Raw genomic sequence first — 13,173 nt, 5'->3', positions numbered from 1 at the left:
TAGATGCCTGCACACGGCAACGTGGCGCCTGTTAGCCACACTTCCGAGTGCGCGATGACCACTGGACACCATAACTTCAGCCATCTAATGGCTTGTTGAACACAGTCTTGATTTCGATTAACGAGAGGTAAATGCGATGCGCATCAGCATATTTGGTTTGGGTTACGTCGGTGCAGTATGTGCCGGTTGCCTGTCTGCACGTGGCCACGACGTCGTTGGCGTCGATGTTGCCAAAGACAAGATCGACATGATCAACTCCGGCAAATCGCCAATCGTTGAACCGGGTCTTGGCGAACTTCTGGCCAAGGGAATCGAGACCGGCAAACTGCGCGGCACGACCAACTTCGCTGAGGCTATCCGGGACACCGACGTGTCGATGATTTGCGTCGGTACGCCGAGCAAGAAGAACGGCGATCTGGAACTTAACTACATCGAGGCCGTGTGCCGCGAAATCGGTTTTGTTCTGCGTGACAAGACCACCCGCCACACCATCGTGGTTCGCAGCACCGTTCTGCCGGGCACCGTCGCAAACGTCGTCATCCCGATCCTGGAAGACTGCTCGGGCAAGAAGGCCGGCGTTGATTTCGGCGTCGCCGTCAACCCGGAATTCCTGCGTGAAAGCACCGCGATCAAAGACTACGATCATCCTCCGATGACCGTTATCGGCGAGTTCGACACTGCATCCGGTGACGTTCTGCAAGCGCTGTACGAAGAGCTCGACGCACCGATCATCCGCAAGGACATCGCCGTTGCCGAAATGATCAAGTACACCTGCAACGTATGGCACGCCACCAAGGTGACCTTCGCCAACGAAATCGGCAACATCGCCAAAGCTTGCGGCGTAGACGGTCGTGAAGTGATGGAAGTGGTCTGCCAGGACAAGCAACTGAACCTGTCGCAGTACTACATGCGCCCTGGTTTCGCCTTCGGCGGCTCTTGCCTGCCAAAAGACGTGCGCGCCCTGACCTACCGCGCCGGCGCCCTGGACGTGGAATCACCGCTGCTGAACTCGCTGATGCGCAGTAACGAAGCCCAGGTGCAGAACGCCTTTGACATCGTTTCCAGCCACGACAAACGCAAAGTCGCCCTGCTGGGCCTGAGCTTCAAGGCCGGCACCGACGACCTGCGCGAAAGCCCGCTGGTGGACCTGGCAGAAATGCTGATCGGTAAAGGCTACGAGTTGAGCATCTACGATGCCAACGTCGAATACGCCCGCGTTCACGGTGCGAACAAGGACTACATCGAGTCGAAGATTCCTCACGTCTCGTCCTTGCTCAACTCCGACTTCGACGCCGTGATCAACAACTCTGACGTGATCATCCTCGGCAACCGTGACGAGAAATTCCGCGCCCTGGCGCAGCAAGCTCCGCACGGCAAGCAGGTCATCGACCTGGTTGGCTTCATGGCTAAAGCCACCGATACCACGACGCGTACCGAAGGGATTTGCTGGTAAAGCAGCCGCAAGCTCCAGGCTCCAAGCTCCAAGCCACAAGTTCAAAAGCCCCTCGCTCCAGGCTTGGGGCTTGGAGCTTGGGGCTTGCAACTGACTTTAGGATGTTGACTATGCACAGGCTAAAGCACGGCCTACTACAGGCCACCGGTTGGCTGTTTTACCTGATTTTGTTAATGGGCCTCGCCGCGGCGTTGCCTACGTCCACGTTCGACTCCCAGTCGAAGGACTTTATTTTTCTGATCGGTATCGTCGGTATCTGGCGCTACTCGATGGGTGCCACGCACTTCTTGCGCGGCATGCTGTTTCTGTACGTGGTCTACCCGCACCTGCGGCGCAAAGTGCGCAAGCTGGGTAAAGCGGCAGACCCGTCGCACGTGTTCCTGATGGTCACCAGTTTCCGCATCGACGCCCTGACCACCGCGCAGGTGTACAGCTCGGTGATTCGTGAAGCGATCGACTGCGGCCTGCCGACCACAGTGGTGTGCTCGATCGTGGAAATGTCCGATGAGCTGCTGGTGAAAAGCCTGTGGTCGCGGATGAATCCACCGGAGCGCGTCAAGCTCGACTTCGTGCGCATTCCCGGTACCGGCAAACGTGATGGCCTGGCTTACGGCTTCCGCGCGATCTCGCGGCACATGCCGGACGACCGCGCTGTTGTGGCTGTGGTCGATGGCGACACCGTGCTCGCTGAAGGCGTCGTGCTCAAGACCGTGCCGTGGTTCCAGATGTTCAGCAACGTCGGCGGCCTGACCACTAACGAGTTCTGTGAAGTGCGCGGCGGCTACATCATGAGCGAGTGGCACAAACTGCGCTTCGCTCAGCGCCACATCAACATGTGCTCGATGGCTCTGTCCAAACGCGTCCTGACCATGACTGGCCGGATGTCGGTATTCCGCGCCACCGTGGTGACCAACCCGGACTTCATCGCCGACGTTGAAAGCGACTCGCTGCAACACTGGCGCCTGGGTCGCTTCAAGTTTCTTACCGGTGACGACAAGTCCAGCTGGTTCAGCCTGATGCGCCTGGGCTACGACACGTTTTACGTACCCGATGCGGCTATTCACACCGTGGAACACCCGCCGGAAAAAAGCTTCATCAAGGCCAGCCGTAAACTGATGTTCCGCTGGTACGGCAACAACCTGCGCCAGAACGCTCGTGCGTTGGGTCTGGGTGTGAAACGTTTGGGTATGTTCACCTCGGTGGTGCTGTTCGATCAGCGCGTATCGATGTGGACCTCGCTGCTGGGCCTGACCGTGGCAATCATCGCCACCTTCAAGTACGGCACCGCGTTCATCCTTGTCTACCTGCTGTGGATCGGCATTACCCGCTTGATCCTGACCTTGTTGCTGGCGTGCTCCGGCCACACGATCGGCCCGGCCTACCCGGTGATTCTGTATTACAACCAGATTGTTGGCGCGCTGGTGAAGATCTACGTGTTCTTCCGCCTCGACCAACAATCCTGGACTCGCCAGCCCACAACCCTGACCCGTGATCTCGCCAGCTTTCAACGTTGGTTCAACACTTGGTCGTCTCGGACCATGACCTTCTCCGCCGGCAGCATTTTTGTCGCCGTGCTGCTGATGATGGTCTGATCGCCCCCTTATTGAATTAACCAGGAAATTGCCCCTATGAATACCGCCGTCAACGCAAACGTAGTGCACGAATCAGAAGCCCAGCGCCAGCACGCCCGAGTGAAAATCCCGGCCAAGCTGCGTTTCTTCGGTCCTGACCGGACGCCGCTTGAAGCCAAAGTGCTCGACCTCTCCGCCGGTGGCCTGGCGTTCAACGCCGGTCAGCTGCCGCTCAAAGTGGGGGATGTGCACAAGGCGCGTCTGCAGTTCGTGATCGATAACCTTGGCCTGGCCATGGACGTCGAGTTGCAGGTTCGCTCCATTGATCGCCCGACCGGCCGCATCGGTTGCCAGTTCCAGAACCTGGCACCGCAGGACATTTCCACGCTGCGTCACCTGATCACTTCGCACCTGGCCGGCGACGTCGTCAGCGTGGGCGAAGTGCTGGCGACCCTGCAGCGCGACAATTTCACCAAGGCCCGCAAGGTCAAGGATGGCGGCCACGGCATGAGCGCGTTCGGTCGTCTGCGCGCCGTGACGTTCAGCCTGGCGATTTTCCTCGTCGGCCTGGCGGCGTTCGGGTTCATTTTCAAATCGGTGTACGGCATGTACTTCGTCAGCCACGCGCAGGCTGGCCTCGTCAGCGTGCCGGGCATGAACATCACCATGCCGCGTGATGGCACCGTCCAGAGCCTGGTGAAAGCCGACGGCGTCGCGGCCAAAGGCGCCCCGCTGGCGACCTTCAGCACCAGCATGCTCGATGTGCTCAAAGGTCATCTGGCAGAAGATCAGCTGCAACCGGCCAAGGTTGAAGAACTGTTCGGCAAGCAAATGACCGGCACCCTGACCTCGCCGTGCGATTGCACCGTGTCGCAGCAACTGGTCGCCGACGGTCAGTACGCCAACAAGGGCGACGTGATCTTCCAGCTGGTGCCGCGCAACAGCGAAGCCAACGTCGAAGCACGCTTCACCTATCGCCAGTTCGGCGACGTGCGTCCGGGCTCTCCGGTCAGCTTCCAGATCGCCGGCGAAGACAACATTCGCACCGGCAAGATCGTCAGCAGCGCCAGCCTGAACAGCGCCGACCTGTCCTCCGACATCCGCGTCCTGATCCAGCCTGACGAACCACTGGACAGCAAGTTCGCCGGCCGCCCGGTTGAAGTGAACAGCGACCGTGGCCCGAACCTGAACTGGCTGATCGACAAAGCCATGGCAGCTGGTCTGTAACCGGAGGACATGTGATGAGTCATCGAATTCAAAACCGTGATCGCTGGCAAGCCAGCTCCTACAAGGGGGCAGCTGCGGCGCTGTCGATGGCCATCGCTCTGGCCGGCTGCGCCGGTCTGCCCGACCAGCGCCTGGCCAATGAAGCCCTCAAGCGCGGCGACACCGCGCTGGCAGCGCAGAATTATCAGCAACTGGCCAACCTCGGTTACAGCGAGGCCCAAGTGGGCCTGGCCGATATCCAGGTCGACAGCCGCGACCCGGCGCAAATGAAGCAGGCCGAGGCGACTTATCGCGCCGCGGCCAGCGTCTCGCCGCGGGCTCAGGCCCGCCTGGGTCGCTTGCTGGTGGCCAAGCCCGGTTCCACCGAGGCCGAACAACACGAAGCCGAAGGCCTGTTGAAGAAAGCCTCGGCCGCTGGCGAAGGCGGCACGCTGATCCCGCTGGCGATGCTGTACCTGCAATACCCGCACAGTTTCCCCAACGTCAACGCCCAGCAACAGATCAGCCAATGGCGCGCCGAAGGCAAGCCGGAAGCCGGCCTGGCCCAAGTGCTGCTCTATCGCACCCAAGGCACTTACGACCAGCATTTGGGCGAAGTAGAAACCATCTGCAAAGCGGCGCTGATCACCACCGACATCTGCTACGTCGAACTGGCCACGGTTTACCAGAAACAAGGCAAACCGGAACAGCAGGCCGAGCTGATCAAACAGATGCAAGCGGCGCACAGCCGCGGCACCGTTTCCGCGCAACGCGTGGACAGCGTGGCGCGCGTTCTGGGCGACGCCAGCCTGGGCAAGACTGACGAAAAAACCGCGCAGTCGCTGCTCGAAGGCATCGCTCCCGGCTACCCCGCTTCCTGGGTCAGCCTCGCGCAATTGCTGTACGACTTCCCGGAACTGGGCGATGTCGACACGATGATGAAGTACCTCGACAACGGCCGCGCTGCTGATCAACCGCGCGCCGAACTGTTGCTGGGCAAGCTTTACTACGAAGGCAAAATGGTTCCGGCCGACGCCAAGCAGGCCGAAACACATTTCCAGAAAGCCGCTGGCCGTGAAGTGTCTGCCGATTACTACCTTGGTCAGATCTATCGCCGCGGTTACCTCGGCCAGGTCTATCCGCAGAAAGCGCTGGACCACCTGCTGACCGCTGCACGCAACGGTCAGAACAGCGCCGACTTCGCCCTCGCCCAATTGTTTTCCCAAGGCCGGGGCATCAAGCCCAACCCGCTGAATGCCTACGTGTTCAGCCAATTGGCCAAGGCCAACAACACCCCGCAGGCCACCGAGCTTGCACAAGCACTTGAAGCCCAATTGCCGCCTGCCCAACGTGCCGAGGCCCAACGCCTGTTGAAACAAGAACAGGCCATTCGTGGCGTCTCGAGCCAGAACACGTTAGAACTGCACGCCCTGAAAGAAGAAGAAGGCGAGGAATCCCTATGAAGTTGAACCCATTTGTGAAGGCCGGTATCGGTTTAACGTGCGCTTTGCTGTGGTCGTGCCCGACCCTGGCGGCATTGACCGAATCCAAAAACTTCGGTCTTGACGTGAAAATCACCGGCCAGTCCGAAGACGACCGTGACCTCGGCACTGCCAGCGGCGGCGACGTCAGCGGCGTCGGCCTTGACCTGCGTCCGTGGATCTACGGCGAACGCGGTGCGTGGAGCGCCTACGCGATGGGGCAGGCGGTCACTTCGACCGATATCATCGAAACCGACACCCTGCAGCAGTCCGACGACAGTGCCACCCAGGCCACTCAGAACAGCGATCGCAAGACCAAGAAGAACTACCTGGCCATGCGTGAATTCTGGATTGGCTACCGCGGCCTCACCCCGTACCCGGGCGAGCAATTGAAGCTGGGTCGCCAACGCCTGCGCAATGACGACGGCCAATGGCGCGACACCAACATCGAAGCCCTGAACTGGACCTTCGACACCACCCTGCTGCGCGCCAACGTCGGTGTTGCCGAGCGCTTCAGCGAATACCGCACTGACCTCAAAGAGTTGTCGCCGCAAGACGAAGATCGCCTGCACCTCTACGCCGACGCCGCCTATCAGTGGATGCCGGGCAATTGGGTCGGCATTCGTGGTCATCAAACCCATGATGACGGCAAGCTCGACTACCCGGAACCGGGTGTCGCCAGTGATTCGCTGGACAAAAAACAGAACGGCGACATCAGCTGGCTCGGCCTCACCGCCGACAGCGATGCCTACAACTACCGCAACACCAACACCCTCAATTACTGGGGCAGCATCACCGGCATGAGTGGCGACACCGATACGGTCAATGCGCTGAACGCCGACGGCACGCGCCCGACCGAAGCCAAGCGTGGTGAAGACCTCAGCGGCTGGGCCACTGATATCGGCGTGCGTCTGCGCCTCGATCCGCAATGGCAAGTCGGCGCTGCCTATGCCCGCGCCAGCGCCGAATACCAACAGAACGGTCTGGAAAGCAACCGCTCGAACTACACCGGTACTCGCTCGCGGGTTCACCGGTTCGGCGAAGCCTTCCGCGGTGAAATGAACAACATGCAAACCGCGACGCTGTTCGGTTCGTGGACGCTCAACGACGACTACGACGCCAGCCTGGTCTACCACAAGTTCTGGCGTGTCGACGGCAACAAGCCGGTTGGCAGCAATGGCATCAACGCCGTCGAGAACAACACCGATCCAACCGGCGCGATTCTCTCGAGCACTTCGTTGCCGCTGCAAGATGGCAACAAAGACCTCGGTCAGGAGATGGACCTGGTGGTCACCAAGTACTTCAAGCAGGGCCTGCTGCCTGCCGCGTTGAGCCAGTCAATCGATGAGCCTTCGGCCCTCGTGCGCTTGCGTGGCGGTGTGTTCAAGCCGGGCGATGCCTACGGCAAAGAAGTCGATTCGTACATGCACCGCGCGTTTGTCGACGTGATCTGGCGCTTCTGATGCAAACCGCGAAGGGAGTTCCTCACATGAACAGTCCGAAGAGAGGCTCGTTGACCTTGCTGGCCGGCGCTATGCTGCTGGCAAGCTCGGCCGCCTTCGCCAAAGTGGAGCCGGCGAAGCCGGTTACCATGGTAAAAGAATTGCAGGAGGCCAAGACCTACACCGTCAGCAGCGCCCCCACTGCGCCGCTGGAGTTGGCCAAGCCGACGATGCCCGATGTCTCGGGCTACACCGACCAGGCCATCGCGGCAAAGATCGTGCGCACCAAGGCCGGCAAGGTCAGCGTGCGTCGAATGATGCAGGAAAACGCCCTGAAGGATTTCATCGGCGGTGACAACAAGATGGCCGAATGGGTGGTGCGTCAACACGGCATCCCCCAGGCGATCTTCATCGACGACGGCTACATGAACCTCAAGGACCTGGTGAAGAAGGTACCCAAGCAGTACCTCAGCGAAACTTCGCCAGGTGTATTCCTGGCGAAGTTGCCGATTGTGGTCGGCCAGAAAGGCATTCTCGAAATCGACAAGCAGACCCAGGAACTGCGCCTGTCCGAAGAGGCCGGTTCATTCCTGGTCAACGACGGCCAGCTGTTTGTGCGCGATACCAAAATCACCGGGTGGCGTGAAAAGGCAAACGGCCCGGCAACGTTCAAGTCGGCGAATGCGTTCCGTCCGTTCCTGCTGGCCTGGGGCGGTACCGAGACCTACATCTCCAATAGCAAAATGGCCAGCTTCGGCTACGCCAACAGTAAGTCCTACGGCGTCAGTATTTCCCAATACACGCCGAACATGGCCAAGGTGCTCAAGCGTCCTGACCCGAGCGGCTGGATCATCGATTCCGAATTCTCGGACATGTGGTACGGCTTCTACTGCTACGAAACCCGCGACTTCATCGTCAAGGGCAACACCTACAAAGACAACATCGTATACGGCATCGACCCGCATGACCGTTCCCACGGTCTGATCATCGCCGACAACACCGTTTACGGGACCAAGAAGAAGCACGGGATCATTATTTCCCGTGAGGTCAACGACAGCTTCATCTTCAACAACCGCAGCTACGACAACAAGTTGTCGGGCCTGGTGATCGACCGTAACAGCGTCAACAACATCATTGCCTACAACGAGATCTACAAGAACCACACGGACGGCATCACGCTGTACGAGAGTGGGAACAACCTGCTGTACGGCAACAAAGTGATCAGCAACCGTCGCCACGGCATCCGGGTTCGTAACAGCGTGAACATTCGCCTCTACGAAAACCTCTCCATGGCCAACGGCCTGACCGGCGTCTACGGCCACATCAAGGACCTGAGCGACACCGACCGAGACTTTCAGCTCGATCCGTTCGATGCCCAGGTCTCGTTGATCATCGTTGGCGGTGAACTGGCCGGTAACGGCAGCGGCCCGCTGTCCATCGACTCGCCCTTGAGCGTCGAGTTGTATCGCGTGTCCATGCTCGCTCCGACCAAATCCAGTGGCATCAGCTTCAACGGGATTCTCGGCGAGCGTCAGGACGAAATTCTTGACCTGCTGGTGCGCCAGCAGAAAGCCGTGCTGATCGACCCTGTCGAACGCCAGACCGAACTGCAGGACTGAGGATAATTTTATGCACCCACACCTGATCAAATTACTCAGCCTGTCGGCCCTGACCGCCGGGATTCTCGCGGCCAGCACCGGCGCTCGCGCGGACGAAGTCCAGGCGCCGAAATTCAGTGCCGAGCCGTGCTGCAACCTGTGCCCGGCAGCCCACGACGCGAAGAACTACACCACGCGCTACCAGCAGAATTTCACCACGCTGGTGCAGGCCCAGGGCGACTGGCTGTTCCGTACCCAGGAAGATTTGCGCACCGAGTTCAACACCACCCCCGAAGGCTACAAACGCATGCAGCAATTGCACGATGCGTTCAAGAGCAAAGGCGTGGAACTGGTGTTGGTTTACCAGCCGACCCGTGGTCTGGTGAACCGCGACAAGCTGAATCCGCAGGACAAGGCCCGCTACGATTTCGATAAGGCGCTGAAGAACTACAAGACCATGCTCGGCCGTTTCGCCGCCATGGGCTATGTCGTGCCGGACCTTTCGCCGCTGACCAACGAATCGTTGCCCGAGACCTTGCCCGCTCACGACTTCTACTTCCGCGGCGACCAGCACTGGACGCCGTATGGTGCTCAGCGCACGGCGAAAATCGTCGCGGAAAAGGTCAAGCAGATTCCGGCCTTCGCCGACATTCCCAAGCGTGAATTCGAGACCCACAAGTCGGGTCGCATGGGCAAGACCGGAACATTGCACAACATGGCCGGTCAACTCTGTGGCACCAGCTACGCGGTCCAGTACATGGACCAGTTCACCACAGAGCCGAAAGGCGAAGCCGGCGATGGCGATCTGTTCAGTGACTCCGGCAATCCGGAGATCACCCTGGTCGGCACCAGTCACAGCGGCAAGAACTACAACTTCGTGGGCTTCCTCCAAGAGGCCATCGGCGCTGACATCCTCAACGTAGCGTTCCCCGGCGGTGGCCTGGCAGGTTCGATGCTGCAGTACCTGGGCAGTGAAGAGTTCCAGACCAAGCCGCCGAAGATTCTGATCTGGGAATTCTCGCCGCTTTACCCCCTCGACCAGGAAAACATGTACCGCCAGGTGATGGCGCTGCTGGATAACGGCTGCGAAGGCAAGGCTGCACAACTGACCGCCAGCAAGACATTGAAACCGGGCAAGAACGAAGTGATGGTCAACAGCAACAACCTGAACCTGCAAAACGGCAACCATCAGCTCGACATCCGCTTCGCCGATACGTCGGTGAAAACCTTGCAAGCCACCCTCTGGTACATGAACGGTCGCCACGAGGACATCAAGCTCGAAAAACCGGAAACCTCCGAAACTGACGGGCGTTTCGCTTTTGAGATGCGTACAGATGCCGACTGGGCCTCGCAGAACTTGCTGGCTGTCGAAATCCAGGGCCCGCAAGCGGGTACCGCGCCTCAGAAAGTCGAAGCGAAAATCTGCAAACGCAACGTATTCCCGGGCGCCGAGCAACGCACTGCTTCGGTCGGGCAATGAGGTCTGCTATGCGAAATCCGAAACTGAAAAATCTGTTGGCACCCACGCTGCTGAGCCTGGCGATGTTCGCCAGCGCCTCTCAGGCAGCCGCGCCACTGCGCCCGCCGCAGGGTTACTTTGCGCCGATCGAGAAAGTCAAAACCGGCGACCACAAGGACAGCTGTGACGCGACGCCGACGCCGTACACCGGTTCGCTGGAATTTCGCAGCAAATACGAAGGTTCCGACAAGGCCCGTTCGACCCTGAACAAGCAATCGGAAAAAGCCTTCCGCGACAGCACCGCCGACATCACCAAAATCGAGCGCGGCACCAGCAAGCGCGTCATGCAGTTCATGCGTGACGGTCGCCCGGAGCAGCTCGAATGCACGCTGAACTGGTTGACCGCCTGGGCCAAGGCCGATGCGTTGATGTCCAAGGAGTTCAACCATACCGGCAAGTCCATGCGCAAATGGGCGCTGGGCAGCATGGCGTCTGCGTACATCCGCCTGAAGTTTTCGGACTCGCAGCCATTGGCAAACCATCAGCAGGAGTCGCAGCTGATCGAGGCGTGGTTCAGCAAGTTGGGCGATCAGGTGGTCAGCGACTGGGACAACCTGCCACTGGAAAAAACCAACAACCATTCGTACTGGGCCGCCTGGTCGGTGATGGCGACTTCGGTCGCGACCAACCGTCGCGATCTGTTCGATTGGGCCGTCAAGGAATACAAGGTCGGCGTCAACCAGGTCGACGCCGATGGTTTCCTGCCCAACGAAATGAAGCGTGAACAACGCGCCCTCGCCTACCACAACTACTCCTTGCCGCCGCTGGCGATGATCGCCAGTTTTGCGCAGGTCAACGGTGTGGATTTGCGGCAGGAAAACAACGGCGCGCTAAAACGCCTGGGCGATCGCGTGTTGGCCGGGGTGGAAGACCCGGATGATTTCGAGAAGAAAAACGGCAAGGAACAGGACATGACCGACTTGAAAGTCGACTCTAAATTCTCCTGGCTCGAACCGTTCTGCACGCTCTACACCTGTTCGCCGGACGTGCTGGCAATGAAACACGAGATGCAGCCGTTCAAGACATTCCGCCTGGGCGGTGACCTGACCAAGGTCTACGACCCGGCGAGTGAGAAAGGCAAAGGTTCGTAAGGCTTGACACTGTTCAATGTGGCGAGGGGGCTTGCCCCCGTGAACCGGTAAACGCGTCATGTCTGAATGACCGCGTTGTCGGGTTTTGGGGGGCGCTGCGCACCCCGGCGGGGGCAAGCCTCCTCGCCACAAAGTCTGTACGAGATGCACGTTTTTGTGTGTTAGCCCCCCCGGTTTTACGGTGGGGGGTTTGGGGGGGCTGCGGCCCTTGACTGTTGGTTAAAACTGGAGAGATCGGGATGGTATTTTCATCCAACGTGTTCCTGTTTCTGTTCTTGCCGATCTTTCTCGGCATGTACTATCTGAGCGGAATACGCTATCGCAATCTGCTGCTGCTGCTGGCCAGCTACGTGTTCTACGCCTGGTGGCGAGTGGACTTTCTGGCGCTGTTCGCGGCCGTCACGCTGTGGAACTACTGGATCGGCCTGAAGGTTGGCGCCGCCGGCGTGCGGACCAAACCGGCGCAGCGCTGGCTGCTGCTCGGCGTGGGCGTCGACCTGTGCATCCTCGGCTATTTCAAGTACGCCAACTTCGGCGTCGACAGCATCAACGCGATGATGACCTCGGTCGGCCTGTCGCCGTTCATCCTGACTCACGTGCTGTTGCCGATCGGTATCTCGTTCTACATCTTCGAGTCCATCAGCTACATCATTGACGTCTACCGTGGTGACACCCCGGCAACGCGCAATTTGATCGACTTTGCTGCATTCGTCGCGATCTTCCCGCACCTGATTGCCGGCCCGGTCCTGCGTTTCCGCGACCTCGCCGACCAGTTCAACAACCGCACCCACACCGTCGACAAGTTCTCCGAAGGTTGCACGCGGTTCATGCAAGGTTTCATCAAGAAGGTCTTCATCGCCGATACCCTCGCGGTGGTGGCCGACCATTGCTTCGCCCTGGAGAACCCGACCACGGGCGACGCCTGGCTGGGCGCCCTGGCTTATACCGCGCAACTGTATTTCGACTTCTCCGGCTACAGCGACATGGCCATCGGCCTGGGCTTGATGATGGGTTTCCGTTTCATGGAAAACTTCAAACAGCCGTACATCAGCCAGTCGATCACCGAGTTCTGGCGTCGCTGGCACATCAGCCTCTCCACCTGGCTGCGTGACTACCTGTACATCACGCTGGGCGGTAACCGTAAAGGGACGCTGATGACCTATCGCAACCTGTTCCTGACCATGTTGCTCGGTGGTCTGTGGCATGGCGCGAACATCACTTATGTGATCTGGGGCGCCTGGCACGGCATGTGGCTGGCGATTGAAAAAGCCGTCGGCCTGAACACCTCGCCGCGCAGCATCAACCCGATTCGCTGGGCCTTCACTTTCCTCCTGGTGGTGATGGGCTGGGTCATCTTCCGCGCAGAAAACCTGCACGTCGCCGGCCGCATGTATGGCGCGATGTTCAGCTTCAACGAATGGTCGCTGTCGGAACTCACTCGGGCCAATCTCACCGGCCTGCAAGTGGCGACGATGTTCGTGGCGTACGCCACCCTGGCGTTCTTCGGCATTCGTGATTTCTACGCCAATCGGCCACCGGTCAAGAGCACCGCGGACGTCAAGGTCGAGGCCGATGGCCCTGCCACTGCGACGCCCGGGATGATCAAGGCCGTACCGGGCGACAACCCGGCCAGCATCCACGAACCGGGCTACACCGTTGGCGTTGAAGCCACCGTGCAGCCGGCTTACTGGACTGCAGACTGGTCGCGTTATGTGATGCGCACGCTGGTCCTGGTGCTGTTCATCGCTTCGATTTTCAAACTCTCGGCGCAAAGCTTCTCGCCGTTCCTTTACTTCCAGTTCTGAGGGATCT

Annotated in this window: 9 protein-coding genes; all 9 read left to right on the top strand. The window is 59.6% G+C overall.

Going from position 1 to position 13,173, the window contains the following annotated elements; all coding sequences use genetic code 11:
• The first annotated feature begins 136 nt into the window (after window positions 1-136).
• The 9 genes from ACYZT1_RS05260 (at window position 137) to ACYZT1_RS05220 (ending at window position 13,166) form a co-directional block, all read left to right on the top strand.
• Window positions 137-1,453: a nucleotide sugar dehydrogenase gene (locus ACYZT1_RS05260; protein WP_462017988.1), complete on the top strand. Its 1,317-nt coding sequence runs from the start codon at window positions 137-139 to the stop codon at window positions 1,451-1,453.
• Window positions 1,454-1,563: 110 nt separating this feature from the next.
• Window positions 1,564-3,045 (top strand): mannuronan synthase, encoded by a 1,482-nt coding sequence (gene alg8, locus ACYZT1_RS05255; protein WP_462017987.1) that lies wholly within the window; start codon window positions 1,564-1,566, stop codon window positions 3,043-3,045.
• A 36-nt stretch (window positions 3,046-3,081) separates the two neighbouring features.
• Window positions 3,082-4,251, top strand: coding sequence for a PilZ domain-containing protein (locus ACYZT1_RS05250; RefSeq protein ID WP_462017986.1), 1,170 nt, complete (start codon window positions 3,082-3,084; stop codon window positions 4,249-4,251).
• A 14-nt stretch (window positions 4,252-4,265) separates the two neighbouring features.
• The gene (algK, locus tag ACYZT1_RS05245; protein ID WP_462017985.1) at window positions 4,266-5,693 is read left to right on the top strand and encodes an alginate biosynthesis TPR repeat lipoprotein AlgK; all 1,428 of its coding nucleotides are present in this window, start codon (window positions 4,266-4,268) and stop codon (window positions 5,691-5,693) included.
• Window positions 5,690-7,174, top strand: a complete 1,485-nt coding sequence (locus ACYZT1_RS05240; protein ID WP_462017984.1) for an alginate export family protein — start codon at window positions 5,690-5,692, stop codon at window positions 7,172-7,174. The genes algK and ACYZT1_RS05240 overlap by 4 nt, the downstream gene beginning before the upstream one ends.
• A 26-nt stretch (window positions 7,175-7,200) precedes the next feature.
• Complete coding sequence (gene algG, locus ACYZT1_RS05235; protein WP_462017983.1) at window positions 7,201-8,772, top strand: mannuronan 5-epimerase AlgG; 1,572 nt, start codon at window positions 7,201-7,203, stop codon at window positions 8,770-8,772.
• Window positions 8,773-8,782: 10 nt separating this feature from the next.
• A complete protein-coding gene (locus tag ACYZT1_RS05230) occupies window positions 8,783-10,231 on the top strand; it encodes an alginate O-acetyltransferase (RefSeq protein WP_462017982.1) in 1,449 nt (482 codons plus the stop codon).
• A gap of 8 nt (window positions 10,232-10,239) precedes the next feature.
• Window positions 10,240-11,361, top strand: a complete 1,122-nt coding sequence (locus tag ACYZT1_RS05225) for a mannuronate-specific alginate lyase (RefSeq protein WP_462017981.1) — start codon at window positions 10,240-10,242, stop codon at window positions 11,359-11,361.
• Window positions 11,362-11,600: 239 nt separating this feature from the next.
• On the top strand, window positions 11,601-13,166 hold the full coding sequence (locus ACYZT1_RS05220) for an MBOAT family O-acyltransferase (RefSeq protein ID WP_462017980.1): 1,566 nt from the start codon (window positions 11,601-11,603) through the stop codon (window positions 13,164-13,166).
• Window positions 13,167-13,173 lie beyond the last annotated feature (7 nt).

The organism is Pseudomonas sp. PB3P13 (genome assembly GCF_054897735.1).
The sequence above is the reverse complement of the archived record's forward strand: the minus strand, read 5'-3'. Positions and strand labels throughout refer to the sequence as shown.